General features: G+C 51.1%; 26 protein-coding genes. 9 read left to right on the top strand and 17 right to left on the bottom strand.

Features of this window, described 5'->3' with window-relative positions; translation table 11 throughout:
• Window positions 1–2: 2 nt before the first annotated feature.
• Together ftsY and BZG78_RS15565 are read right to left on the bottom strand one after the other, a co-directional pair.
• A complete protein-coding gene (ftsY, locus tag BZG78_RS03340) occupies window positions 3–941 on the bottom strand; it encodes a signal recognition particle-docking protein FtsY (RefSeq protein WP_242412976.1) in 939 nt (312 codons plus the stop codon).
• Complete coding sequence (locus BZG78_RS15565; RefSeq protein ID WP_242412977.1) at window positions 899–1225, bottom strand: hypothetical protein; 327 nt, start codon at window positions 1223–1225, stop codon at window positions 899–901. Before BZG78_RS15565 ends, ftsY begins: the two co-directional genes overlap by 43 nt.
• An 87-nt stretch (window positions 1226–1312) precedes the next feature.
• Between BZG78_RS15565 and rsmD the strand changes: the two genes are divergently transcribed.
• Window positions 1313–1927 (top strand): 16S rRNA (guanine(966)-N(2))-methyltransferase RsmD, encoded by a 615-nt coding sequence (gene rsmD / locus BZG78_RS03345; protein ID WP_077660384.1) that lies wholly within the window; start codon window positions 1313–1315, stop codon window positions 1925–1927.
• A 27-nt stretch (window positions 1928–1954) separates the two neighbouring features.
• A complete protein-coding gene (locus BZG78_RS03350) occupies window positions 1955–2221 on the top strand; it encodes a DUF1145 domain-containing protein (protein ID WP_021022233.1) in 267 nt (88 codons plus the stop codon).
• A 5-nt stretch (window positions 2222–2226) separates the two neighbouring features.
• Here the strand turns inward: BZG78_RS03350 and BZG78_RS03355 are convergent, their stop codons facing one another.
• The 4 genes from BZG78_RS03355 to BZG78_RS03370 all read right to left on the bottom strand — a co-directional run bounded on the left by BZG78_RS03355 (window position 2227) and on the right by BZG78_RS03370 (window position 4822).
• The gene (locus BZG78_RS03355; protein WP_077660385.1) at window positions 2227–2526 is read right to left on the bottom strand and encodes a DUF2007 domain-containing protein; all 300 of its coding nucleotides are present in this window, start codon (window positions 2524–2526) and stop codon (window positions 2227–2229) included.
• A 2-nt stretch (window positions 2527–2528) separates the two neighbouring features.
• Complete coding sequence (locus BZG78_RS03360; RefSeq protein WP_021022231.1) at window positions 2529–3164, bottom strand: lysoplasmalogenase; 636 nt, start codon at window positions 3162–3164, stop codon at window positions 2529–2531.
• Window positions 3165–3303: 139 nt separating this feature from the next.
• A complete protein-coding gene (locus BZG78_RS03365) occupies window positions 3304–3663 on the bottom strand; it encodes a DUF4145 domain-containing protein (protein ID WP_077461876.1) in 360 nt (119 codons plus the stop codon).
• 148 nt (window positions 3664–3811) lie between these two features.
• A complete protein-coding gene (locus tag BZG78_RS03370) occupies window positions 3812–4822 on the bottom strand; it encodes an acyltransferase (protein WP_077660386.1) in 1011 nt (336 codons plus the stop codon).
• A 249-nt stretch (window positions 4823–5071) separates the two neighbouring features.
• Between BZG78_RS03370 and BZG78_RS03375 the strand changes: the two genes are divergently transcribed.
• From BZG78_RS03375 to BZG78_RS03385, 3 genes are all read left to right on the top strand, one after another.
• Entirely contained in the window at window positions 5072–6670 is a 1599-nt protein-coding gene (locus BZG78_RS03375; protein WP_077660387.1) for an AbgT family transporter, read from the top strand.
• Window positions 6671–6791: 121 nt separating this feature from the next.
• The gene (locus BZG78_RS03380; protein ID WP_077576388.1) at window positions 6792–7814 is read left to right on the top strand and encodes an alpha/beta fold hydrolase; all 1023 of its coding nucleotides are present in this window, start codon (window positions 6792–6794) and stop codon (window positions 7812–7814) included.
• A 135-nt stretch (window positions 7815–7949) separates the two neighbouring features.
• Window positions 7950–8753 (top strand): Cof-type HAD-IIB family hydrolase, encoded by an 804-nt coding sequence (locus BZG78_RS03385; RefSeq protein WP_077461872.1) that lies wholly within the window; start codon window positions 7950–7952, stop codon window positions 8751–8753.
• A 41-nt stretch (window positions 8754–8794) separates the two neighbouring features.
• On the opposite strand, the gene BZG78_RS03390 is transcribed toward BZG78_RS03385, so the two are convergent.
• Window positions 8795–9250: an EVE domain-containing protein gene (locus tag BZG78_RS03390; RefSeq protein ID WP_077660388.1), complete on the bottom strand. Its 456-nt coding sequence runs from the start codon at window positions 9248–9250 to the stop codon at window positions 8795–8797.
• 93 nt (window positions 9251–9343) lie between these two features.
• Here BZG78_RS03390 and BZG78_RS03395 point away from each other — a divergent pair, with 93 nt between their 5' ends.
• Window positions 9344–10375, top strand: coding sequence for a hypothetical protein (locus BZG78_RS03395; RefSeq protein ID WP_077660389.1), 1032 nt, complete (start codon window positions 9344–9346; stop codon window positions 10373–10375).
• Between the two features lie 58 nt (window positions 10376–10433).
• Window positions 10434–11144: a tRNA-uridine aminocarboxypropyltransferase gene (locus tag BZG78_RS03400; protein ID WP_158011781.1), complete on the top strand. Its 711-nt coding sequence runs from the start codon at window positions 10434–10436 to the stop codon at window positions 11142–11144.
• 57 nt (window positions 11145–11201) lie between these two features.
• On the opposite strand, the gene BZG78_RS03405 is transcribed toward BZG78_RS03400, so the two are convergent.
• The 6 genes from BZG78_RS03405 to ftnA all read right to left on the bottom strand — a co-directional run bounded on the left by BZG78_RS03405 (window position 11202) and on the right by ftnA (window position 18305).
• Window positions 11202–13082 carry a methyl-accepting chemotaxis protein gene (locus tag BZG78_RS03405; RefSeq protein ID WP_077660391.1) on the bottom strand — a complete coding sequence of 627 codons (1881 nt, stop codon included), beginning with the start codon at window positions 13080–13082 and terminating at the stop codon, window positions 11202–11204.
• Window positions 13083–13426: 344 nt separating this feature from the next.
• Complete coding sequence (locus tag BZG78_RS03410) at window positions 13427–14758, bottom strand: ATP-binding protein (protein WP_077461867.1); 1332 nt, start codon at window positions 14756–14758, stop codon at window positions 13427–13429.
• 132 nt (window positions 14759–14890) lie between these two features.
• A complete protein-coding gene (locus BZG78_RS03415) occupies window positions 14891–16075 on the bottom strand; it encodes an NAD(P)/FAD-dependent oxidoreductase (protein WP_077660392.1) in 1185 nt (394 codons plus the stop codon).
• A 76-nt stretch (window positions 16076–16151) separates the two neighbouring features.
• A complete protein-coding gene (locus BZG78_RS03420; protein WP_108743351.1) occupies window positions 16152–17273 on the bottom strand; it encodes a mechanosensitive ion channel family protein in 1122 nt (373 codons plus the stop codon).
• A 100-nt stretch (window positions 17274–17373) separates the two neighbouring features.
• On the bottom strand, window positions 17374–17724 hold the full coding sequence (locus BZG78_RS03425) for a universal stress protein UspB (protein WP_028569577.1): 351 nt from the start codon (window positions 17722–17724) through the stop codon (window positions 17374–17376).
• Between the two features lie 50 nt (window positions 17725–17774).
• A complete protein-coding gene (gene ftnA, locus BZG78_RS03430) occupies window positions 17775–18305 on the bottom strand; it encodes a non-heme ferritin (protein WP_021022218.1) in 531 nt (176 codons plus the stop codon).
• A gap of 221 nt (window positions 18306–18526) precedes the next feature.
• On the opposite strand from ftnA, the gene BZG78_RS03435 reads away from it, so the two are divergent.
• On the top strand, window positions 18527–18952 hold the full coding sequence (locus tag BZG78_RS03435) for a universal stress protein (protein ID WP_021022217.1): 426 nt from the start codon (window positions 18527–18529) through the stop codon (window positions 18950–18952).
• Between the two features lie 143 nt (window positions 18953–19095).
• Window positions 19096–20001: a carboxylate/amino acid/amine transporter gene (locus BZG78_RS03440; protein ID WP_077660393.1), complete on the top strand. Its 906-nt coding sequence runs from the start codon at window positions 19096–19098 to the stop codon at window positions 19999–20001.
• A gap of 61 nt (window positions 20002–20062) precedes the next feature.
• On the opposite strand, the gene fre is transcribed toward BZG78_RS03440, so the two are convergent.
• From fre to rho, 4 genes are all read right to left on the bottom strand, one after another.
• Window positions 20063–20779 carry an NAD(P)H-flavin reductase gene (fre, locus tag BZG78_RS03445; RefSeq protein WP_021022215.1) on the bottom strand — a complete coding sequence of 239 codons (717 nt, stop codon included), beginning with the start codon at window positions 20777–20779 and terminating at the stop codon, window positions 20063–20065.
• 113 nt (window positions 20780–20892) lie between these two features.
• Entirely contained in the window at window positions 20893–22362 is a 1470-nt protein-coding gene (ubiD, locus tag BZG78_RS03450) for a 4-hydroxy-3-polyprenylbenzoate decarboxylase (protein ID WP_077461866.1), read from the bottom strand.
• 74 nt (window positions 22363–22436) lie between these two features.
• A complete protein-coding gene (locus BZG78_RS03455; RefSeq protein ID WP_131826066.1) occupies window positions 22437–23456 on the bottom strand; it encodes a hypothetical protein in 1020 nt (339 codons plus the stop codon).
• Window positions 23457–23592: 136 nt separating this feature from the next.
• Window positions 23593–24858 carry a transcription termination factor Rho gene (gene rho / locus BZG78_RS03460; RefSeq protein WP_021022212.1) on the bottom strand — a complete coding sequence of 422 codons (1266 nt, stop codon included), beginning with the start codon at window positions 24856–24858 and terminating at the stop codon, window positions 23593–23595.
• Between the last annotated feature and the right edge of the window lie 113 nt (window positions 24859–24971).

A 24971-nucleotide genomic window follows, 5' to 3' on the forward strand; every position in this document is an offset into this window, starting at 1 on the left:
GGTTATTCCTCCCGGCTAAACAGCGCCTCGATAAAGTCATTGGCGTTAAAGGTGCGTAAATCTTCAATGCCTTCACCGACACCAATATAGCGAATCGGAATATTAAATTGTTCAGCCACCGCAAAAATCACCCCGCCTTTTGCGGTGCCATCTAATTTAGTGAGGGTAATACCGGTGATCGGTGCTATCTCATTAAATAACTTGGCCTGACTGATCGCATTTTGCCCGGTGCCTGCATCAAGGGTAAGCATCACTTCGTGCGGGGCACCTACGTCCAGTTTTTGCATCACACGGACAATTTTGCGTAGCTCTTCCATCAAGTTGGCTTTGTTTTGCAAGCGTCCGGCGGTATCGGCAATCACCACATCGACATTTCGTGCTTTGGCCGCTTCAATCGCATCATAAAGCACAGACGCGCTATCAGCGCCGGTATGCTGGGCAATCACGGGCACGTGGTTACGCTCACCCCAAGCTTGCAGTTGTTCAACGGCGGCAGCACGGAAGGTGTCACCGGCGGCTAACATGACCGATTTGCCTTGATCCTGAAATTGGCGTGCCATTTTGCCGATCGTGGTCGTTTTACCCACGCCATTAACGCCAACCATCAAGATCACATAAGGCTTTTGATCCGTCAGCACCAAGGGTTGCTCAACGCTTTCCAGCATGTGCGCCATTTCTTGTTTGAGAATGCCGTACAGGGCTTCACCATCTTTGAGATCGCGACGGCTGGCCTTATCGGTGAGGTTATCAATGATTTTGGTCGTGGCTTCCATCCCTACATCAGAGATCAGCAACTGTTCCTCAAGCTCTTCAAATAGCTCTTCATCGATTTTCTTGCCGCTAAACAAGCTAAAGAAGCCGGAGCCGAGGTTGGTTTTGGTTTTTTGCAGGCCACGTTTTAACCGCGCAAAGAAGCCTTCACGTTGCGGTTTTTCGCGCACCGCTGGCTCTGGCTCTGGCTCTGGCTCTGGCTCTGGCTCTGGCTCTGGCTCTGGCTCTGGCTCTGGCTCTGGCTCTGGCTCTGGCTCTGGCTCTGGCTGCTTTCTTGTTGATTTTGTGAAGCAGTTTCAACAGACGTATCCGTCGACGTCACTGACGCCACCGTATCGTCCGCCACGTCTGGCGAATGCGTTGATGATTCTTGTTCTGGGTCCGGCTGTGCCTGGTCTTTTTTACGACCCAAGCCCAACCATGACATAAATCCACGTTTCTTTTTTTCTGCCATTGGCAAATCCTAAAGCATGCTTGATACAATCAGCGGCACAATACCGAATCGGCATAGTCTACCACCTTCTTAACGGTCAAAAAATCTATGGTTAAACGCGCCAACCGCAAACCCTCATCGCCTACCCCTTCTCGTGGGGTTGGGTCTGTCCGTATTATTGCTGGCCGCTGGCGTGGCCGTAAGCTTGCGGTACAAGACGCGCAAGGGCTCCGCCCCACCACTGACAGGGTGAAAGAAACCGTTTTTAACTGGCTCGCGCCTTATTTGCCAGAGGCTCGCTGCCTCGATATTTTCGCAGGAAGTGGCGGACTCGGCTTTGAAGCGCTCTCTCGTGGCGCAAGCTGGGTCCATTTTTGTGAGAAACATCCCGCGGCAGCCAAACAATTACGGGCTAATGTAGATCACCTTGGGGCGCAAAACGCACACATTGATTGCGGCGATGCGCTCGCCCTACTTGCCACCGCCCCCAAAGACGGTCCGTATGATATTGTGTTTGTCGATCCGCCTTTTCATCAAGGCCTACTCGAGGACACCTTGGCCGCGTTAGACGCCAATCATTGGCTTGCGCCAAACGCCTGTGTTTATGTCGAAGCCGAGAGTGATTTAGAGGCCTATCAGATCCCCGCGCATTGGCACTGTCACCGTGAAAAACGCGCAGGACAAGTCAACTACCGGTTATATTTTACTCAACCCGATCATTAAGCAAACAAGACCCGTGAGAGAAAAACTATGAAAGTGTTAATCTTATTGGCGAAAGCCGCCATCGCCTTTGTGTGGCTGGTGTTGATTGCCAATATTGTCCATCCTTTTCCTGGTGTCGCCGCCATGGCACTGTACATCATGACGGGCTTTTTGTTGGTCATGCACGGCTTACAAATGCTGATCTTTTTAGGGGCCTTCGGCGATAAAGTTGCCATGAGCCGCTGGGAGAAGTGGTCAATTCTGATTTTTGGGATCTTTGCGCTGCTCGATATTCGCCGTAAGTATATGGTGTAACGCAATCACTCGCGACTATGCTGGCACTGCCAGCATAGTTCAAAGCTACCGGCATTCTCTTCACCGCATGCTTGGCAAATCCAATGGGTGTGACTTTGGGCTTCGTATTCCTGTAGCAACGTCCGCGCCTGAATCACCTTTTCTGGCTCGACCCACAAGGTGACCCCCTGAACATCCGGGGGTAGCTCTCCCACCGCGGCACTCAATGTTTCACCTTTTAACACACAATCAATCTGGTGGCTGACCAGTAACCCTTTTAGGCTGTGTGCTTCTAAGAGGTTCATCGCTTGATAGACTTGCTCCATGGTTATCCTCCTTGGGCGATCACCACCGAGGCGCTAATCAATGCTTGCGCCACAAAGTAACTCGACATCACCATCGCTTGTGCTGCACGGAACTCACCTTTAAAACGCGCAAAAGCAAGCACCGTATCTGAGAACATGAATAATATTGCTCCCGCTAACGCCATCCCTGCTGCGAGAGAATGGGTGTTCAACCAGTACTCGCCTGCGGCCCATACCATCTGTGTGATCACGGCAATATAGATAGCAACCGGTAAGGCAAAACGCCCAAGGTTGGGAAGTAGCAAAAGAAAGACGATCACCCCTAGGCCTGAGAGCATGGCGGGTAACCACCACACCATGTGGCCGTCAAATTGCGCCCAGAACGCAAATATATAAACGAGATGTGCGAATAAAAAGCTGGTTAACCCATGGACAAATCTGTCTTTGGGTAGCATTAAAAAGACATCACCAACCACTGACAGTAATAGTGCAACGAATACCCATTGCGCATAATGGGAGACGCTAAGGTGTGCACCAACAATGAGCATCAGCAGCACAATGGTCAGCGGTTTAAAAAGATAAAACTGCCAACGCGGGCCCCGGTAGGCTGCGGAGATATGCAGCAGTCCAGAACAACAGACAGCGAACCAGCTCCACATGATTATCATTCCTTTCACAACAAGGACGCCAAGTCTAGGCAGGCTAGCGAAGATGTCCAGTGTACCTTGATAAGAATAAGATCCAGTTTAAAAAAATCGTAATGTTAACGAGGCGGTGACAGTCGCGGCGAGTCGTTCGTTAGCCGCTCCACTGCGGCCAAACTTGCGCGTAAAAACCTATCGCCCCGGCGGTAAACAGCAGAATAAGGGCAGCAGCAAGGCGCCATATTAAGCGGTTGCTTCGCGGTACCAGTTCCGACTCACAATACTTGCTTACCGATATAAATTTACGCATATCATCGACTTGGTAACCGTCTTCATGCACCACTTTATTCCTAATGGTCGCCACGAAGCGCAGCTTTTTGACCACATCATGGGGAAGCCGTTTTTGACTGCTGTCGATAAGCTGGTGGAGCCCTTTCCCTTCCGCGTGATAGTGCTGGCGCAGTAAGCTTTCTAGGCGCTTACTGTGCTTAATAACCACTGCTACATCATCCATGATCTCTCTCCTTGCTGGCTCACTGCCATCTTTCTAGTATGACGGTTTTTACGCCCTTTAGGGATACGCGATTTCATGATTGGGATCTGACTCCGTATACATGCTTTCAATTACTTATGACTGCTTTTATCGCAAAAAGTGTCATCCACTAGGGAACCAGCCACGCGGTGATGCGCTGACGCTGTAATAATGCCGTTATCAACGCCGCGCCTGCAAACGCATAAATCGTCAGAGCCGGGATCCATAGCCACGATGGCGATAAAGTGGGCCAGTATGCACGCACCGGCCAAAGGAAAATCGGATGAATCAAATAAATGCCGAGGCTATAACGACTTAGCGTGGCCACCCATGATGGTGTGGTTCGTCCCTGCCGCCACTGCCGAACCGCCAAAAAGACCGCGGCGCTGATCAGTACCGTGTTGATCGTCGTGTAAGATAACCAGCCTTCGGTGATATAACGCTGGTATTGGATACTGGTACCAAGCACATGGTATCCAGTCATTCCCACGGCGAGTAACCCTAAAACCCACCAAAGAGGCCGCGCGCGTGGGTAATAATGAAGCCAAAACCCCAGCCACAAATAACCGCCATAAAGAATAAAGTCATTCCGCCACCACCCCTGCGCGCCCGATAAATACCAGGCGGTGACGCCCATCCACGCAAGCCCCACCGCCGCCACGCCCGGTGCCGATAAATGCGCGACAATGGGACGCAGTATCGGAATCCAAAGTAACAGCGGGATGTAATAGTAAAAAAAACCTAGGTGATAATAGGTCTCATGGTCGGGCGCAGCGTGTAATGTTTGCGCTACCGTCTGCCAAGAAAAGCCTTCAGCAGTGAGTCCAGATAAGCCCGCGAACAATAGCGACCAAAGCACAAAAGGCACCACCACTTTCATCACCCGACGCTGAATAAAGTGTCTAAGCGTGAACCGGTGCGAGGACGACAACAGCAACACCCCTGAAATCATAATAAATATAGGGACCACCCAGCGGCTGGCGCTATTGAGTCCAACCGCCACGCTCCAATCTGATAAAGCGATCTGCCCAATTTCAGTGCGATACGGCCCCAAGACATGAATCGCGACCACAAATAATGCGGCCAACACGCGAAGTACATCGAGATACGCAATATGCCCTTGATGTTGCGCTGGTTGCATTTGTTAACACCTTTAACCATCTGAGTGAACAAGACGAACTTCATAATACGCCAAATTGGCGTCAAAAGACGCTCATTCACGACAAATTACAGTCAAGTATGTCAATTTTTATGCCGATAACTAGCACGCAGATCGGCTTATTACGTTAAAAGTTAGCATTTAATGTTGATATTTGGTTTAAAAAACAATTAACATCCGGCCTTCTTTCCCATTGACGGGAAGTGCAGTACTAACATGGAGACGAATGACATGCACTCAAACACCTCCGAGCAACGGGGCGGCCCACATAAACGCACGCTGTTTACGCGTTTTCTCGATACCGTCGAGTGGCTCGGCAACTTATTACCCCATCCTGTGACCTTATTCGCAATTTTCTGCGTCGCCATTCTGCTGGCATCGGGTGTCGCCGGTTACTTTGATGTTTCAGTGGCGGATCCGCGTCCAGAAGGCGCAAGCGGGCGTGCCGCCGATGGCATGATCTACGTGCAAAGCCTGCTTAATGCCGAAGGTTTGCAAATGATCGTCACCAATTTGGTGAAAAACTTTACTGGCTTTGCGCCATTAGGCACCGTATTGGTTGCTATGTTGGGTGTCGCAGTAGCCGAGCACTCTGGCTTACTCTCAGCATCAATGCGTGGTTTAGTGATGGGCGCCTCTCGCCGTACCGTCACCTTTACCATTGTCTTTGCCGGTATTATCTCTAACACCGCCTCAGAGCTCGGTTATGTGGTCTTAATTCCGCTCGCGGCGATGATCTTTCACTCGTTAGGCCGCCACCCACTTGCCGGCTTGGCAGCAGCATTTGCCGGGGTGTCGGGCGGCTATTCAGCTAACTTATTGCTGGGTACCGTCGACCCATTGCTCTCCGGGATCACCGAATCTGCTGCACAAATGATTGATCCCGAGTACACCGTGGGCCCAGAGATGAACTGGTACTTTATGTTTGTCTCCACCTTCTTTATTGCCTTTGTCGGCGCCTGGATAACCGATAAGATTGTTGAGCCTAAGCTTGGACCTTATGACCAAAGCCAAGCGTCTGAAGACATTTCTGCGGCCTCGGCCAGTAAGCTTAATGATGACGAAAAACGCGGCCTGCGTAATGCGGGGATTGCGGTGCTGATTGTCAGTGGTATTTTAGCACTCACCATTGTCCCAGAGTGGGGAGCACTGCGTCATCCCGAGACCGGTGACGTGGCGGGATCTCCGTTCTTGAAAGGGATTGTCGCCTTTATCATGGTGTTCTTCGCGGTACCGGGTATCGTGTTTGGTCGTACGGTTGGTACCATCAACAACGATCGTGATGTGATTGACTCGATGTCGAAATCGATGAGTGCGATGGGGATGTACATCGTACTGGTGTTCTTCGCCGCTCAGTTTGTCGCCTTCTTTAAGTGGACCAACTTCGGCCAAGTGATTGCCGTCGGCGGCGCAGACTTTCTGCAAACCATTGGTTTAACCGGCCCTGCGTTATTCTTTGCCTTTATTTTAATGTGCGGTCTAATCAACCTATCGGTGGGATCTGCATCGGCACAATGGTCGATTACCGCACCGATTTTTGTGCCGATGTTAATGTTGGTGGGGTATGCACCAGAGACCATCCAGTCCGCTTATCGTATCGGTGACTCGGTCACCAATATCATTACTCCGATGATGAGTTACTTTGGGCTGATTTTGGCGGTAGCTTGCCGCTATGTGAAAAACCTGGGGATTGGTACCTTAATAGCCACCATGCTGCCTTACTCGATGATCTTTATGGTCGGGTGGAGCATCTTGTTCTATGTGTGGGTTTTTGTTCTCGGTTTACCGGTCGGCCCGGGCGCTGAGACGTATTACAACTTTAACCAATAATCGTCTTTGATTCTTTACCAGGCAAGCCGATCACGCTTGCCTTTTTTCCCTCTTAAGTGGGATTTTCATCCTTACTCGAAGACGGTTATAGTAACGCTATCTCAATGATGGTAGCCAACAAATGACAACTCTTGCCGACAGTCAGGACCAACCGGCTTGCGACGCTCACTCTCTTGCCCGCGAGGCACAACTGAGTGAGACGTTTAAACACAATATTACGCCCTTTTGGCAGCAACGTGAGCATGGATTTTTCCATGGAGAAAGTGGCTTGCGTCTGCATTGGTGTAGCTTTACGCACCCACAACACACGCGTGCAGTCGTGGTGGTAAATGGCCGCATTGAAAGCGTAATGAAGTACCAAGAGATCTTTTATGACCTCTTTCAAATGGGCTATGACGTTTACAGCTTTGATCATCGCGGCCAAGGTTTATCAGAGCGTTTAGTCATTAAACCGCGCGATTTGGGACATGTTGAACGTTTTGACGATTATGTCACCGATCTCGCGACCTTCATGCAAACCATTCGGGCCCATCGTCATTATGATCAGACCTTCATGCTAGGTCACTCGATGGGGGGCGCCGTTGCCACACTCTATGCGCATCAGTATCCGAACGCGCTCGCAGGATTAGCCATGACCGCGCCCATGTTTGGCGTACAAGTGAGTCCCTGGCTCGGCCGTATCGCGCCTTGGCTTTGTCGCTCGATGGCACGCTATCAACACCCACCGCGTTTTGGGCCGGGGCAAGTGGGCTATCGTCATGTGCCGTTTGAGCAAAACCGCCTGACTCACTCGCGAGCACGCTATGCCTGGTTTCGCCAGCTATATATCAACCAACCCCAGTTACAAATCGGTGGACCGAGCGCGCGCTGGATTGCCGAAGGCATGGCCGCAGGCGAACAATGCTTAGCGGTCGCATCACAATTAACGACGCCAACATTTATCTGCCAAGCTGGTGGCGAGCAAATCGTCTCTAATCCAGCCATGTCGCAATTTCATTTTTTACGCCAACAGGCCAATCAACCCAGCCAATGGCAGTTTTTTGCGGGGGCACGGCATGAGATCCTGTTTGAAACCGACACCCATCGTATTGCCGCTTTATCCGCGATACGCGACTTTTTTGATCGCCAATGCGAGGATCGCTAATGCAAGCTCTCGGCTCATCCATGGGGTCACTAAAAGCGGAAATCAAACAGTGATAGTGTTCCCTTTTTAACCGCTGCGAGTTGCAGTAGACTCAAAGGATACTGTGATTGTGATCGCCAAACTAATGAGGACATGATGTACAAACTTGTCGCTTCTGATCTAGACGGTACCTTGCTGACGCCTGAGCATCGTATCGCCCCCTATACCAAGCAAGTGCTGGAGCACCTTCATCAGCAAGGTATTCACTTTGTGTTTGCGACAGGTCGCCATCATGTCGACGTTGCTAGCATTCGTGAAACGGTTGGTATTCCAGCTTACATGATCACCTCGAACGGCGCCCGTGTGCACGACAGTGATAACCAGTTGGTTTACCAGCATAATGTTGACCCTGCTATCGTCGCGAGTCTGATTCAAGACGTCAAAGATGATGCAACTGTCACCATTCACTTATACCGTGATGATGAATGGCTACTGAGTAAAATGGACGAAGAACTCGCCCGTTACCATCAAGACTCAGGGTTCCAGGCCCGTGAATTTGACGTCGATAATCCCCCGGTTGATAACGTGGCCAAGATTTTCTTTATCCGCCATGATCATGACTACCTACTGCAGTATGAGCATCAATTTATTGAGCAGTATGGGGATCAAGTCAGCATTGCCTTCTCTACCCCTTTCTGTCTCGAAGTCATGGGGAGTGGGGTGTCAAAAGGCGCAGCCTTAGAGGCCGTCGCCCGCCGCCACCAGCTCAATCTCAGTGACTGTATTGCGTTTGGCGATGGCATGAATGATGTCGAAATGCTGAATGCCGCCGGCCAAGGGCTGGTGATGGCAACGGCACAAGCACGGGTAAAAGCGACTCTTTCAGACAAGGCAATCATTGGCAGCCATGCCGACGAAGCCGTCGCTCGCTATTTAAAAGCCCATTTATTGGATCAGTGACAGCTTCATTGGGCTTACTTTTGGCGCCAGCCTCGCTGTGGTTACTCCCCCACCATGGCGAGGATGGCCTGCCATTGCGTACCCGTCACCGGCATCACACTTAGACGGTTGCCTTTTTTCACCAAGGGCATCTCAGCCAGGGCCGGATTACCTTTCATCTCAGCCAAGGTAATTAACGGTAAATGACGCTGATAGGCCACATCCACCATAAACCACCTCGGTATCTGTGGCGTCGATTTCGGATCAAAATAGCCGCTTTCTGGCTCAAACTGGGTATGATCGGGATAACACGCACGCACCACGGTCGCCACGCCGACTACCCCAACGTGCTTGCAGGATGAGTGATAAATCAACACCTGATCACCGACCGTCACCTCATCACGCAGCATATTTCGTGCTTGATAATTGCGCACCCCTTCCCAGCATGAAACCTTTTGCTGCTTTAAGGTGTCTATGGAAAACGTATCTGGCTCGGTTTTAAATAACCAATAACGCATGCTAGCTTGCTCTTCATCCAATCCTAATGGCAATCTTGCCCGCCAGCTTGAATCGGCGCAAGTCTGTCTATCGCTTATCACAAGGAGTTTATCGTGCCATCCACTCGTCATCTGTTCGTGATTACCGCTGTGAGTGTGCTCAGTTTGGTGGGATGTAGCCAATCTTCTGGCCCTATAGAGCTTGGGTACCGTAGCGATGTCGTTGCCTCGGGACTCAGTCAGTCGCCAATTCCTTTTATGCAAAGCGGTCGCATCGCCGTGAGTCCCGAAACAGCCAGTTTTACCCCCTGCGGCAGCCAACAACAGTACTGGCTCGATTTAACCAGCGAACAGCGCGCGGCACTTGACCAGCATGAGGCGTCGGTTTATGCCGAATTTGAAGGTTTTTTCACCCCTGTCTCTCGCCGAGGTTTTAGTGCCGATTACCCCGCCGCCGTCACCGTTTCGCGCTTAAACATGCTGACAAGTGAGCTAAAAGGTTGTGCTCAACCGCGTAATACTGTGCTGGCCGAAGGCAGTGATCCCCAACTTTGGTCCGCCGCGGTAGGAAAAGGACATGTAGCGTGGGAAAGTGACAATGATACCCAAGAGGTTCCCCTATCCGACTATCAGTTGGACGATGAACAGGCACAGTTTAGCAGTAAAGAGGCCGTTCTCACTCTCACCCTCAACGGCTGCCAACAAAGCGAACACACCCTTTATGGCTGGCAGGCTCGTTTAAAAACAGCCCAAAATACCTTCCAAGGCTGCGCGGTTTTGCCTTCAGCCGACACCAGCCAACATTGGACGGGCCAGTATCAAGGGATTAGCCAGCACTCGGGCCAACCAACACTGACCACCCAACTGACGTTACTGCCTGACCACAGCGCCATCACTACCTATCACCCGCAAGGGGAAGCCGTGACTAAAGAAACCGGGGTTTGGCAGCCGGTCGCTAACAATAAGGTACAAGTACTGACCACTCGTAGCGGCGAACAAATGGTAGTGTCTGAGCGTATTTATCAACGCAACGGCTTGTCCTTAACCGCAACCGAAGAGACATTTAATGGCAATACGTATCCTTTGGGCCCTGAAGGGTTAACACTTAAGCGTCAGGTCGATGGCGCGGACAGCAGACAACAATGACCTGGTATTCGTGGCTGGGCTTGCGCACAATAGCGCGCTATTAACCAAGGAGACAATCATGGCCCGTTCGCTCTGCCGCCAATGCGGTTTTACCTATCACTGTATCTGTCACTGCTATTGGCCGCTTGAAAGCCAATTGCAATGCGTGCTGGTGATGCACGAAAACGAAGCGGCGCGCCAATCCAACACCGGCAAACTGGTTAAAGCAGCGCTGCCCCACACTCAGATAGAGATTTGGCAACGCAAACAACCACCGCAAGCCTTGCTCGACAGCTGGGCACGCGGTGATGTGTCACCTTGGTTGTTGTTTCCCAGTGATGATGCTATCCCGGCAGATAGACTCTTCGCTGACCCGGCTCGGTCTGTCTCTTGCGAGAATAGGTTAGTCTCTTGCGCGGATAGGTCAGTCTCTTGCGCGGAGACGTTAGCCGCCACGAATGCGCCTCGCGCGCCGTTACAGTTTGTGGTGCTGGATGCGACTTGGCAGCAGGCGCGAAAAATACTCAATAAAAGCCCATGGCTCAATCGTCTGCCGCGGGTCAGTTTGCCGTCGACAGCCGCCTCGCAATATACGCTCAGGCGCAACCAGCCACCGGGACACCTGTGTACCAGTGAAGCGGTGAGTGCATTACTACGAAGCCGAGGCGACGTGGATGCCGCCACGCAGCTGGACTATTTTCTTGCCCACTTTATCGAGAGCTACGAGGCCGACCGCCATCATCAAACCGAGCCTCTCCCCGCCGCCAAGGTGCTGACGCCAAAAGAATGAACAAAAAAACGCCGAGCACAGCGCGCTGCCATGCTCGGCGTTTAAGTCGTTTATAGGTTACAGCTTAAAGCGGCTGATCTCTTGCTCGAGGCTATGAGAAAGCTCGGATAACGTCGCAGCTTGACGCGCGGCTTCATCGGCTTCAGTCGATAACTCATTAGACACATCGCGAATGCCCTCTGAGTTGCGGGTGATCTCCGAGGTCACGCTCGACTGCTCTTCCGCCGCCGAGGCAATTTGGGTGGCCATATCGCTAATTTGGCTCACCGCCGCAACAATTTGGCTCAGGCTTTCATGCGCAACGCTCGCCTCATCGACACTGGCATGTGCCCGTTGTTGGCTATTTTGCATCATAGTCACCGCTTTACCGGTCGCCTGCTGCAAGGTATCAATCATTTGCTGGATTTCGGTAGTCGAGGCATGGGTGCGTTGACTCAAAATACGCACCTCATCGGCCACCACCGCAAAGCCTCGGCCTTGCTCGCCCGCACGCGCCGCTTCGATCGCGGCATTCAACGCCAACAAGTTCGTTTGTTCGGCCACACTCTGAATGGTCGATAAGATACTCGTGATGCTGTGCGCGTGTTGATCCAACTCACCAATCACACCGGTGGCCGCCTCGACGTCATGGGCCAACTCGGTGATAGCGTGTTTGCTTTTCTCTACCTGCTGGCCACCATCGTTGGCGACGCTTTCGGTCTCTTGGGCGGTCCGCGCAGTATTATCCGCATTACCGGCAATATCTTGGGTCGCCGAGGCCATTTCATGGATAGCGGTCGCCACCATATTGATTTCATCTTGCTGATGACCAATACGGGTGGAACGCTCTTCCGCTTGCGCCGCGGTCAGCTCGGCTTGTTGCTTGAGCGAGCCAGACAGCTGGCGCAAATGCGACACCATGGCGTGCATGTTGCCGACAAAGCGGTTGAAGTTATTGGCCAGTTTACCAATTTCATCATTGCTGTGTGGCTCAAGGCGCTGGGTTAAGTCCCCTTCACCGGAAGCAATTTCTTCTAGCGCGGCGGACACATTGAGCAAGTCACGGAACAACACGTGCATCAACCAAGTCACGGCACCGGCCACCAACAAGGTGATAACGAGGGCTGTCAGTATAAGATCGAACAAGGCATCATCCTGGCTGGCGTATTCGGTGCGCTTATCCAGTTCAATCGCCAGCACCCAATCGGTGTTAGGAACCGAGGCAAAATAAAACAGTTTATCAACGCCATCGACAGGCAATTCTACTAGCGATTGCTGTGCCAACGCCTGACGTACGCGGTTTTCATTCAGCTCAGGAGACAGGCTGCGATACGGCTTTAGCAAGCGTGCTTTGTCTTTGTGGGCGAGAAAAGTGCCATCGGCGCCTAACAACATCGCGTTCGCATTTTTGCCCACTTTCAATTGGGTCACATCGCGGATCAACTGGTCAATCAACACATCTGCGCCCACTACACCGATCAATTCGCCATTACGACGCACCGGCTCGGCCAAGGTCACCAGCATCGCACCGGTAATCGCATCACTGTAGGCGGTGGTAATCATCGGGCTACCTGCACTCACGGCTTGCTTGTACCACGGGCGGAGGCGAGGGTCATAATCATCGCGGTTGCGCTCTGGGCGCGAGCGATACATGGCACCTTTAGGGGTGCCAAAGTAGATATCGTCAAACCCACCGGCCTCGCGCGCTTGCTGTAAATAGCTCACACGATGGCTACTGCTGGTGTAATCGGTAAAGGCGCTGGTGATATCAGCACGGATTTGCACCCAACCGCTGATCGATTCAGTCGCCGCATCGGCGATACCACTGACGCGGCTATAGATGCTCGACTGGGTTTGGGCTTGAATCTGGCTTACCGCAAGCCAGGTGAGAAAGGCGGCCATCAGCAATACAGCAGATAAGCATGCCCCAATTAATTTTTGTTTTAGTGATAACTGCATGGGAACGGCTCTCAAAGCAACGACAGGTTAATTCCAAACTCCCCGATAACCGAGGTAGCAATAGTGAACAGCCGTCACCCCGTCCCTAGGGTACCGCGAGCCCATCCAGTGCATCGCGGGTTCACAGCGCCGGATAGTTTTTATCCGACATGGCAAGCGCGCGCTAATGTAACAGCGCGCAAGAAAGATTGCTATTTTTTAGACAAAAAACAGTCAACTAGAGAAGAGTTAGAATCAAGATCACATAAACCAATCATCGCTTATGATATGCAGTTTGTTGTAAATAACACAAAAGCAAGCATCTGAGGATTGGGGATTCCTCGCAAGACCGACAGAAACGCGGCCTATTGGCGGACCTCAATAATAACTCGGCTATCTGCATATGAATCAATCAGCGCACCTATCTTTTTCGTATTCTCTGAGTCGAGAAACGCATCCCATTCATCCAGAATCAAGTGGCCCGAGCTATTTTCCAGTAACCACTGAATACTCTTGGCGGAGTACATACCATCAGACAGTATTGCTGAATCATCCCAAGGCCACAGTAAGCGCTTAGACGGGTTGAAGTAGAGATAATCATTTTTGGCGCAGAGGTGCCTTAAGAAAGAAGTTTTTCCAGATCCGTTTTCTCCAACAACGCGAAAACGGCCCTCCTGCGCTTGAGCAAGGTTCACGGTATCAACGCTCTCGTTATCTTTAAGGATCGCGATATTCCATTGTGGCTGGTAAAGCGGCTTATTTTTCGAAAAACACGTCATCACCGACAGCTGGCCTTTGATAGACGGAAAAGAGATTAACAAGCTAACAATATCCGACGCAGAATTTAAAAGATGATAAATGCGTGTGAGGTTAACAATCGACGCCACCTTTACCTCCATCGGGACACTGCTAGACGTAAAAATGAACAGTAATACACAGGAAGTTGGCGCAAGCGCGAGCAAGGAAGAAACCAACAATGCCTTATACCTAAACACAGCCTCTTTGATTCTCAGCCCTAAGTATTTCGCTTTCCCTTCCTCGAACCGCGTTTGATAAGCCAATGCATTCACCGACGAACCAAAATGTACATTGTCATGGATAGTCGATAACGTTGACGTCAGTGATGAACCCGCTTTATGGGTGGTGACGGCGTTATTTTCCAGATGCGAGGAAATGAGTTTATTGAACCCCAAGATAAGCAGCACACTGATCATAACGCTGACAAAAAAACGCCAATCAATAAAAGCGGTGATCATTAGCAGACTCAGGAAGAAGTTGAGCCCAGACGACATCCCCCAAAAGGCATAGCCAATAAAGTCAGAAATCGCACTCTTTCCCTGAGAAACGTACACGCCCAGCGTATGGTCGACTGTGCGACTGTCAGTGCAAGATTGATAGCGTTTAGTCGCGGATTGCCAAAATCGACTCAGTGATTCACACAACCACTTTTCTTTATACACATCAGAAAAGTAGCCGATTATATAGGGAAGAATCATCGCGACAATGTAGAGGAATACCCAGAGCTTCAATGCTTCATAATGTTGATTAATTTCAAGAATATAGCCTGAAACCATCACAGAGGCGAAAATAGAAAAAGCAATCGATGACTGGTGAAGCAGCACAAATAGAAACGTATAGAGCGTGTTTTTATTCGATACACCACGGCATATCTCTCTCACGCTTAGAAAAGAAATCACTCACCACTCCTTGGCTCTACTTAAGGAAAAACGGGGAGTCTTCATCCTTTATCCACCCCGCAGCAGATTCTCTACGTGATTAGCGATTAAGCAATAAATTCAGTAAGATAATGTGCATCCAAGCATGTTTTTTTATACATACTGCCCGGCTACCCAGCCGGAACTCCAAGCCCATTGGAAGTTATAGCCGCCGAGCCAGCCGGTGACATCAAGCACTTCACCGATAAAATACAGCCCGGAAATATCTCGCGCTTCAAGAGTTTTAGAGGAAATTGCGTGGGTATCCACCCCACCAAGCGTCACTTCTGCGGTGCGGTAACCTTCAGTGCCATTTGGGGCAATGGACCACTGGTGAAAGTAGTAATGAAGCTGATCGAGCTGCTTGTCATCGAGCTGCTTGAGCGGTTTATCCGGCAAGCTATCGCGCGCAATCAAGACCTCGACCAAGCGTTTGGGGAATAGGCGAGACAGTGAGGTTTTTAAGGTTTGGTTGGGGTGCTTATCACGCATCGCCACCAGCACGTCTTTTAGCGACTCACTGGGGAGTAAATCGATGGTGACCGCTTCGCCCGGCTGCCAAAACGAGGAGGTTTGCAACACCGCCGGTCCCGATAAGCCGCGGTGGGTAAAGAGCAGGTTCTCGCTAAAGCAAACGCCAGACTCGGTGGTGATCGAACATGGCACCGACACCCCGGAAATATCGGCAAAGCGCGTTTTGTCCTCTTGGTGCAAGGTATACGGCACCAAGGCGGCGCGAGTGGGCAGCACTTTTAGACCAAATTGCTCGGCAAGCTGGTAACCAAAGGGGGTGGCACCAAGCTTGGGCATGGAAAGGCCGCCCGTGGCGACTACCAAAGACTGGCAGCGTACCGGCTCACCATTGAGTTTGAGGCGAAAGCCAGCTTCTTCTTGCTCGATATCATGCACTTCACAGCGATAGCGTTGATTGATGGTGGCTTGGTCGCATTCGGCCAAAAGTAGGTTAACGATATCTTTGGCGCTGTCATCACAAAACAACTGGCCATGGTCACGCTCGTGATAGGCCACGCCATGGGTCGCCACCAGGCCAATAAAGTCCCATTGGCTGTATTGCGCCAATGCGGATTTGACGAAGTGCGGGTTCTCACACAGGAAATTATTGGCGGTGACGTCATAGTTGGTGAAATTGCAGCGCCCGCCGCCCGAGATCAGGATCTTGCGACCCGGCTTTTTGGCATGGTCCACCACCAAAACGCGGCGGCCACGTTGGCCGGCTTGTGCCGCACACATCAATCCGGCGGCACCGGCACCAATCACAATTACATCATACTCAGTCACACGCTTACCTGTTTATTCTCTGCTCACCCTGTGGGAGCGGCATTGTAGCAGCCCGCACGTGAGCGGCAAGCGCGATTTAACGCGCCTGTGCATCTGGCGGTGGCCTCATAGCAGCAGCACCTTGCTCTAGCATATTCGGATCCATATGCAGCGTGCGGGTAGGAAGAGCAATATCCGCACCATGCTGATGAATAATTTCAATCACTTTTAATAACACGTCTTGTTTTACCTGATGGTAACGCTGCCAGTTGACCGTTTTGGTGAAGGTGTAAATAAAGAAATCAAGTGAATGCGGGCCAAAACTGTTGAAGTTCACAATCAAGGTTTGCCGCGTTTCAATATCTGCATGCGCTTCTAACATCGCATACACATCATCAATTACCGTACTGATTTTATCGGCGTCTTGATAACGCAGCCCAATGGTTTCGTAAATCCGACGGTTCAGCATCCGCGAGGGGTTTTCCACCACTACGTTACTGAATACCGAGTTGGGCACGTATAAAGGGCGCAAATCAAAGGTGCGCACTACCGTCATGCGAATACCAATTTTTTCCACCGTGCCCTCAATGTTGCGATCGGGGGAGCGCACCCAGTCGCCCACTTTAAATGGCCGATCAAAGTAGATCATCACCCCACCGAAGAAGTTGGAGAGCAAATCTTTGGCGGCAAGACCGACAATTAAGCCCCCCACACCACCAACCGTGAGTAACCCGGAGACACTGACACCCAGGCTTTGTAGCAGCGTAATCACGCCAATGCAGACGGCGAGTGCGCGTAAGACGTTACCAATGGCGTTAATCGTGGTGTGATCACGGCGCCCTTCGTCAAATAACAGCTGCTCACCACTGTTGACCACTCGGAGCAAAAACCAGATCAATAAGAACACGACCAGCAGCTCTCTGATCACACTCACCCAGCTTAAATTCAAGTGACCTGCGGTATTATCAAGAAAAATTTCTAGCGCATGAAACGCAGGCCAGCCCCAGATTAAGAGGGAAAATGGCGTATCAATCGCGGGCCACAACACATCATCCCAACGTGTTTGCGTGCGCTCTGCCAGTGCCTTTAAGCGCCCCATCAACACACGCCATATCGCCCAGACGACGGCTCCAAGCCCCATCAAAATGACAATATCTGAGATCCAGTCCCACGCGGCGGCTTGATAGAGTGACTGCCACCATTGGATTAGGCTTTGCATGCTTCCCTCACGATTACGGTGTCTAGGCGTTTATGCTTGTCAGACTAACAAAAAAAATGCTGACCAAGGTCAGCATTTTGTCTAAAGGATGGTTATCCGTTTACCAGCCCGCAAAAGCGACAAGAAAAAAGGTCGCGAGTAAGGCACCGGACAGGGCAACATTAAGCGTGAACAGATGACGCACCTTATTGCATTTACCCACAAATGCCGCATCGTGATGATGAAGGTACTCTTGGCTGCGAATATATTGGTATAAACGTTTTTGTCGCGAGATATCGCCTTGGGGCGATAAAGTGAAGAAGTTGCTCTCACGACGACAGATTTGCTGGTAAAGCAACGGGTTGGCATCACGTAACATCACCACCAATGCCCGCAATGACGATACATAGCGTGCGATATTTATCACTGTCACTGTGAACACAGCCACAATTAGGATATCACCGTTCATAATCCTCTCCCTTCACTACACTGGATGGCGCTTCAGAGGGAGAGGTTACGTAATTACTGCCCCGCTGAGCTGTCCATCACTGACGTTGATTCTTCAACTGCCATGGATGCCAAGTCTTTGTCGATAAAGAACAGAGCCTTGCCATCTTCGCCGACTAACTCGATCTTATCGAGTACGCCTTTAAACAACTTCTCTTCTTCGTGTTGCTCCGCGACATACCACTGCAAGAAGTTAAAGGTAGAGTAGTCTTGCGTGGTAAACGCGGCATGCGCCAAGCTGTTAATTTTTTCCGTGATTAAGCGCTCATGCTGATACGTTTCGCGAAACACCTCACCTAACGAGGAAAATTCGTGACGCGGTGCATCAATCGACCCCAAGATAGGCATGGCCCCTGTCTCACTCACATACGTAAACAGGCGCTGCATATGCTGCATTTCTTCCTGTGCGTGCTTATGTAAGAATTTTGCCGCGCCTTCGAAACCCTGATCCTCACACCAAGCGCTCATTTGTAAGTATAGGTTTGATGAGAAAAACTCCAAATTGATCTGCTCATTGAGCCTGTCAACCATGGCAGGTGCTAGCATATAAAACGTCCTCTTTATTGGGGGTTAGCTGCCATTCTGACCAGCAGCACGTCGGTTTTCAAGCGGATTACGCCGGTAATGTCCTGCGTGACCGATTCTTATATCGAATTTATGACCCGCCTCATTGTCGAATTCTTAATCGGAATGCGATCACAGTGACGGATTTTGCCTCTCAAGCTGGTTAAACTGCGTTTACAACCTCGCATAAAAAGGATAACTCTATGTCATACAAGCATATTTTGGTTGCGGTTGATTTGTCAGATGACAGTGAAAGACTGTTGAAGAAAGCTGACGCACTTGCCTTCGCCTTGGGCGCACAACTGTCGTTGGTTCATATTGACGTCAATTATGCCGAGCTTTATACCGGGCTGATTGATATTAACTTAGTCGAATCACGTAACCGAGTGATTGAAGAAGCCCAGCAAAAACTCAATCAACTGGCCAGCGACGCACAAAGCACGGTCACACACACCTTGGTCAGTAGCGGTGATTTAGCGGAAGAGATCACCGAGTCGATTCAAAACATGGGGATTGATTTGGTGGTCGTCGGCCATCATCAAGATTTCTGGAGCTCGTTGTTGTCGTCAACTAAACAGCTGCTGAATAAAACGCCCGTTGATCTTTTGATGGTGCCCATCCGCGACTAAACCCTCTTCGCTAATCACTATCGACAGAAGGCGGGTCATTCTGCCTTCTGCGCTTTTAACCATACGCTGACTGGGAACCGATTGCGTCCTAGAAGCGAAACGGTACACTGCCCTTTTACTCTCTTTATCGAAGGAACCGAGTTATGGGGTATCTTAGCGGCGTGACACTGCTGTGGGCCTTTTCGTTTAGCTTAATTGGCGTATATCTAGCCGGCCAAGTCGACAGCTACTTTTCTGTATTAATGCGTATCGTGCTGGCAGGACTGGTGTTTTTACCTTTCTTACGTCCTCGCCAAGTGCGCCCGGCGTTTGCCGCCAAATTGATGTTAGTCGGCGCGTTTCAGCTTGGCATCATGTACTGTTTCTTCTATCAGTCCTTCTTATTCTTATCGGTACCAGAAGTGCTGTTGTTTACCGTTTTTACTCCGCTTTATGTCACCTTAATTTACGATGCGTTGAAAAGGCAGTTCAGCGCTTGGTACCTGCTCACCGCGGCCATCGCGGTGCTTGGCGCCGTAGTGATCCGCTATGCCACTGTCAATCCGGACTTTCTGGTTGGTTTTTTAGTGGTACAAGGTGCAAATTTGTGCTTTGCGATTGGGCAGGTTGGTTACAAATACTTGATTGAGAAAGAGCAAACTCAGCTACCTCAGCATGCGGTATTCGGTTGGTTTTATCTTGGCGCCTTAGTGGTGGGCGTGCTAGCTTTCGCCTTGCTCGGAAACAGTGACAATCTGCCTTCTACGCCAACCCAGTGGGGAGTGTTGATTTATCTAGGCACTATCGCGTCAGGGCTGGGCTATTTCTTTTGGAATAAGGGTGCAACCCTGGTCAATGCTGGGGCGCTCGCAGTGATGAACAACGCGCTGATCCCAGCCGGCATTGTGGTGAACGTGCTGATTTGGAACCGCGACGCGGATATTTTGCCGTTACTCAGCGGCGGGGTCCTGATTTTAGCCGCGCTGTGGTTTAACCAAACCTGGGTCAAGCGCCGCGTCGACGCCCAACGGAATGCCGCCCAACGGAATGCCGCCCCAAAGCCTCAGTAACCCGAACGTAAAACAGGCAGGGAAACCCCTGCCTGTTTATTTACCCGAGAGCCAACCCTAATCAGATAAAGGCAAACGCGTCTGAGTAGAGATGATCACGACTCACGCCGCGCTCTTTGCAGAACATATCACGTGCCACGCCTGCCATTTCAAAGCGCCCGGCAATATAGATATCGTACGCGCCGAGGCTAACAAAATCTTCCATCACCGCTTCTAATACATTCCCTACTTTGCCTCGCCATTCGCCTTCCGCCTGTTCAACCACAGGCATAAAGGTAATATTGCGATGCGATTCAGACAGTGCTTGCAGCTCGTCATGCGCGTAAAGCTGGCACGGGTTGCGTGCCCCCCAATAAATAAAGATCGGAGACTGTATTCCTTGATTAATACAGTGATCGACCATGCTGCGAACATACGAAAAACCGGTTCCGCCGGCAATCAACAGCAAGGGACGCTCACTCTCACGCAACCAGGCATCGCCGGCCGGTTCGGTGATTTCAAAGCTCGCTTCACCGCTTTCTAGCACGGCTTTGGCTTTTTCAACCACTTCCAGCGCGAACGGATTTTCATCGGCGGCGCCCACATGGAGCTCGAGCTCACCGCCGTCTTGACGACATGGACTACTCGCCAGTGAAAACGGGCGTTTATCTTTTTCGCCCATTACCGCCATCACATATTGCCCAGGGTGATAGCTCACCGCCTGCTGAGGCTTTAGGACAATGCGGTAAGTGTGACACGCCAGCGACTCAACGGCGGTCACTTCACATAGTATCGACATTCTGTTCCTCTGTTCGTTTTGCTACAGCCGTTGAGGTTATGAGAGGCGGTATCACTACCGCCTCAGGCTGTGTTTTTATCATTAACGGTGAATGCTAGCGCATACCAACCGGATTAGTCTAAGATCCCTAATTCGTCCCATATCGCATCGACACGTGCGACCACATCCGGGTCTTTCGCGATCGGTGTGCCCCACTCGCGAGCGGTTTCTCCTTGCCATTTATTGGTGGCATCGAGCCCCATTTTCGAGCCAACGCCAACCACTGGCGACGCAAAGTCGAGCGAATCAATCGGTGTATTTTCCACCATCACGGTGTCGCGCGCGGGATCCATGCGAGTGGTGATTGCCCAAATAACATCATTCCAGTCACGCGCATTCACATCGTCGTCACACACTATCACAAACTTGGTGTACATAAACTGACGCAAGAAAGACCACACGCCCATCATCACGCGTTTCGCATGCCCTGGGTATTGTTTTTTCATGGTGACCACCGCCATCCGGTACGAGCAACCCTCCGGAGGCAAATAAAAGTCGACAATTTCTGGGAACTGCTTTTGCAAAATGGGCACAAACACTTCGTTCAGGGCCACACCCAGTACGGCAGGCTCATCCGGTGGCCGCCCCGTGTAGGTGCTGTGATAAATCGGCTTTTTGCGCATGGTCAGATGTGTCACAGTGAATACATGGTGACGCTCTACTTCGTTGTAATAGCCAGTATGATCGCCATAAGGCCCTTCGTCAGCATATTCGTTCGGATCGATATACCCTTCCATCACAATCTCGGCACTCGCCGGCACATCCAAATCGTTACTGATGCTCTTTGCCACCTCGGTTTTACTGCCGCGCAACAGCCCTGCAAAGGCATATTCAGATAGGGTATCGGGCACGGGGGTGACGGCGCCGAGAATGGTGGCCGGATCCGCGCCATAAGCAACGCTGATAGGAAAAGGTTCACCCGGATGGGTTTGCATCCAGTCATGCAAATCAAGTGCGCCACCGCGGTGTGCGAGCCAACGCATAATCACTTTGTTTTTGCCGATTTTTTGCTGACGATAAATACCAAGGTTTTGGCGCTTTTTATTCGGCCCGCGCGTAATGGTCAGCCCCCACGTCAGCAATGGCGCCACATCGCCCGGCCAGCAGCGCATCACTGGGATTTTATCCAAATCAACGTCATCGCCGCTAAGCACAACTTCTTGGCAACGCGGACGACGGACTGTCTTGGCGGGCATATTTAACACCTGACGAAACACAGGCAGCTTGTCGAGCGCATCGCGAAACCCTTTAGGGGGCTCAGGCTCTTTTAAGTAGGCCAGCAGTTTGCCGACTTCACGTAGCTCAAGCACATCGTGTCGGCCCATACCGAGCGCCACACGCTTAGGGGTGCCAAACAGATTCGCTAATACCGGCATGTCATACCCGATGGGATTTTCAAACAGAAGGGCCGGCCCGCCTGCTCTTAGGGTGCGGTCGCATATCTCAGTGATCTCTTGGTCAGGATCCACTGGCTGCGTAATGCGTTTAAGCTCACCTTGGGCCTCAAGGTAATCAATAAAATCGCGCAGATCGGAAAGTTTCATATCAGGCTCAATGAGTTAATGGACGCCTCTATGATACCAAGTAAACCGGTATCCGGATCGGTAAAGGGTCGACATTAGCGCGACGACAACGCAGATGCAATGTGCTGGCGGCCAAGGGGGCCAAGCTCGTCACCTAATCCACTTAACCACTCATCTTTTCCAGCTTCGACCAATAATTGTGCCACCTGCTGCCCTTGGCGTAATGATAACTGAGACATCAAAAAGTCAGCGACTGGCGCGGGTAATGGAGAAAGATTCGCCAGTTGTCGAATCGCGGGGCCACGCAGAGATGGGTTATCTGCGGCGGCCATCATTTGTTGCAACGCAAACCCATCATTAGCTCGTTGACGCAAAGCATGCAGTGCATTGAGGCTGTATTGATCGGTACCGCGCCGCCAAAGACGATCATACAGTGCCGGCCGGTCCGTCGCTTGTGCAAGTGCGGCCAAAATCGCGTTATCTGGTAGCCACATTAAGGTAGGATCAGTGAGGTATTGTTCGACCAAATAGGCTAAGCCATCGCTGTCATACTCATCAATCATCGCAACCAATGCATCACGGCGTTGTCGATAACCCGGCTGAGATGGCTTAATCCAGTCAGCAATCACCAATTGGCGATAACTGAGTAACATGCCTAACTCTTGGGTCAGTTGTTGCTCTCGATAACGGTTTAACTGTTGGCGTGCTGCTGCCGCGTAATGGAAGGCAGGGGTCGTGACCCAATAGCCGTCTTGCTGGTGACGTAACAAAAAATGGGGTTGTTGCTGACTCAATTCAGCCAGATAACGTCGCCAATGATCGTTGTTCAGTGGCAAGGGTGAAGAGAGTAAACGGTAGAGTGTCGCTTCACGTGTGAGCGGCGGAAGCTGACGAATATGCGCTTTGAGCGCAGCGACATCGTCTTTCGCGAGCAGAGTAGACATGGTACGCATGGCTTTAGCCGTGTTCGCGTTATCTAACACCTGTTCAATAAAGGTTTGGGTGACGATCTGACCATCCGCGGCTGGCGCATTAGCCGCCAAGGCCGCCGGGCTCGATAAGCTCATGATCCCAAGCCCTATAGCCAACAGTATCGTACAGTAACGTCTTGCCATCCGTTGCAATCCTATGCCCAGTGTCACGCGTTCGGCGCCACCTTTCCTTGGTCACGTCTATTGTGCGAGCTGGGCCTTGGGTGAGCAATAAAAAAGCACTGCGAATGCGCAGTGCTTAACACTATTGCGTTAGCCGTTACGAGTTTTGTCGCCGCATGGCATCAAAGAACTCATTATTGGTTTTGGACATCGCCAATTTACCAATCAAGAACTCCATCCCTTCAAACTCGCCCATTGGATGCATGATCTTTCTTAAAATCCACATCTTTTGCAGTTCATCGGGTTTGGTAAGTAGCTCTTCACGGCGGGTGCCTGAGCGGGTGAAGTCAATGGCAGGGAAAACACGTTTTTCCGCAATCTTACGCGAAAGGTGCAGTTCCATGTTACCTGTCCCTTTAAATTCTTCGTAGATCACTTCATCCATCTTCGATCCCGTATCCACCAGCGCGGTAGCAATGATAGTCAGGCTCCCGCCTTCTTCCACATTACGCGCCGCACCAAAGAAACGCTTAGGACGATGGAGAGCATTGGCATCCACACCACCGGTCAATACTTTGCCCGATGATGGCACAACCGTGTTGTAAGCGCGGGCTAAACGCGTGATCGAATCCAACAAGATCACCACGTCTTTTTTATGTTCAACCAGACGTTTTGCCTTCTCAATCACCATTTCGGCAACTTGCACGTGTCGGTTAGCTGGCTCATCAAAGGTCGAGGCAACCACTTCCCCTTTAACCAGACGCTGCATCTCGGTCACTTCTTCCGGACGCTCGTCAATCAAAAGCACCATCAGTTCGCAATCAGGGTGGTTAAACGCAATGCTTTGAGCAATATTTTGCAGCAACATGGTTTTACCCGCTTTCGGCGGTGCCACAATCAAACCACGTTGGCCTTTACCGATAGGCGAAGCCAAGTCGAGGACACGGGCGGTGATGTCTTCGGTAGAGCCGTTACCGCGCTCCATCACCATCCGCTCGCTCGCGTGTAATGGGGTTAAGTTTTCGAAAAGGATTTTACTGCGGGCATTGTCGGGTTTGTCGCTGTTAACTTGGTTAACTTTTAGTAGCGCGAAGTAGCGCTCGCCGTCTTTCGGCGGCCGAATTTTACCCGCGATGGTATCGCCTGTGCGCAGGTTAAAGCGCCGGATTTGGCTGGGCGAGACATAAATATCATCAGGGCCGGCCAAATACGAGCTGTCTGCGCTGCGCAAGAAGCCAAACCCGTCTTGAAGAATTTCCAGCGCGCCATTGCCAAAAATATCTTCACCGCTTTTTGCGTGCTGTTTGAGGATCGAAAAAATAATGTCCTGCTTACGCAAGCGAGCCAGGTTTTCAAGTCCCATGCTTTCGCCAAGCGCAACCAGCGTCGAGACGGGTTGAGTCTTCAGTTCGGTAAGATTCATAGTGGTGAGTGTCTTGTTTGTCAAAGTTGAGGTCTGAAATTAGTTAGCGTGTCGAGACCAGTGGCATGTTCGAGAGATGAACAGAAGTACAAATTCCGTGCAATAAGGTAGCA

Origin of the sequence: Salinivibrio sp. MA351, from assembly GCF_001996065.1 — a bacterium.
Classification (GTDB): domain Bacteria; phylum Pseudomonadota; class Gammaproteobacteria; order Enterobacterales; family Vibrionaceae; genus Salinivibrio; species Salinivibrio costicola.

What these genes read in the sequence shown, in the direction of transcription:
- ubiD (WP_077461866.1), bottom strand. Translation starts at nt 22,362, where the DNA reads ATGAAACTTTCCGATCTGCGCGATTTTATTGATTACCTTGAGGCCCAA.
- BZG78_RS03390 (WP_077660388.1), bottom strand. Translation starts at nt 9,250, where the DNA reads ATGCGTTATTGGTTATTTAAAACCGAGCCAGATACGTTTTCCATAGAC.
- BZG78_RS15565 (WP_242412977.1), bottom strand. Translation starts at nt 1,225, where the DNA reads ATGGCAGAAAAAAAGAAACGTGGATTTATGTCATGGTTGGGCTTGGGT.
- BZG78_RS03380 (WP_077576388.1), top strand. Translation starts at nt 6,792, where the DNA reads ATGACAACTCTTGCCGACAGTCAGGACCAACCGGCTTGCGACGCTCAC.
- BZG78_RS03400 (WP_158011781.1), top strand. Translation starts at nt 10,434, where the DNA reads ATGGCCCGTTCGCTCTGCCGCCAATGCGGTTTTACCTATCACTGTATC.
- BZG78_RS03420 (WP_108743351.1), bottom strand. Translation starts at nt 17,273, where the DNA reads ATGCAAAGCCTAATCCAATGGTGGCAGTCACTCTATCAAGCCGCCGCG.
- fre (WP_021022215.1), bottom strand. Translation starts at nt 20,779, where the DNA reads ATGTCGATACTATGTGAAGTGACCGCCGTTGAGTCGCTGGCGTGTCAC.
- BZG78_RS03440 (WP_077660393.1), top strand. Translation starts at nt 19,096, where the DNA reads ATGGGGTATCTTAGCGGCGTGACACTGCTGTGGGCCTTTTCGTTTAGC.
- rsmD (WP_077660384.1), top strand. Translation starts at nt 1,313, where the DNA reads ATGGTTAAACGCGCCAACCGCAAACCCTCATCGCCTACCCCTTCTCGT.
- rho (WP_021022212.1), bottom strand. Translation starts at nt 24,858, where the DNA reads ATGAATCTTACCGAACTGAAGACTCAACCCGTCTCGACGCTGGTTGCG.
- BZG78_RS03455 (WP_131826066.1), bottom strand. Translation starts at nt 23,456, where the DNA reads ATGGCAAGACGTTACTGTACGATACTGTTGGCTATAGGGCTTGGGATC.
- BZG78_RS03370 (WP_077660386.1), bottom strand. Translation starts at nt 4,822, where the DNA reads ATGCAACCAGCGCAACATCAAGGGCATATTGCGTATCTCGATGTACTT.
- BZG78_RS03350 (WP_021022233.1), top strand. Translation starts at nt 1,955, where the DNA reads ATGAAAGTGTTAATCTTATTGGCGAAAGCCGCCATCGCCTTTGTGTGG.
- BZG78_RS03360 (WP_021022231.1), bottom strand. Translation starts at nt 3,164, where the DNA reads ATGTGGAGCTGGTTCGCTGTCTGTTGTTCTGGACTGCTGCATATCTCC.
- BZG78_RS03435 (WP_021022217.1), top strand. Translation starts at nt 18,527, where the DNA reads ATGTCATACAAGCATATTTTGGTTGCGGTTGATTTGTCAGATGACAGT.
- BZG78_RS03355 (WP_077660385.1), bottom strand. Translation starts at nt 2,526, where the DNA reads ATGGAGCAAGTCTATCAAGCGATGAACCTCTTAGAAGCACACAGCCTA.
- BZG78_RS03385 (WP_077461872.1), top strand. Translation starts at nt 7,950, where the DNA reads ATGTACAAACTTGTCGCTTCTGATCTAGACGGTACCTTGCTGACGCCT.
- BZG78_RS03365 (WP_077461876.1), bottom strand. Translation starts at nt 3,663, where the DNA reads ATGGATGATGTAGCAGTGGTTATTAAGCACAGTAAGCGCCTAGAAAGC.
- BZG78_RS03405 (WP_077660391.1), bottom strand. Translation starts at nt 13,082, where the DNA reads ATGCAGTTATCACTAAAACAAAAATTAATTGGGGCATGCTTATCTGCT.
- ftnA (WP_021022218.1), bottom strand. Translation starts at nt 18,305, where the DNA reads ATGCTAGCACCTGCCATGGTTGACAGGCTCAATGAGCAGATCAATTTG.
- BZG78_RS03375 (WP_077660387.1), top strand. Translation starts at nt 5,072, where the DNA reads ATGCACTCAAACACCTCCGAGCAACGGGGCGGCCCACATAAACGCACG.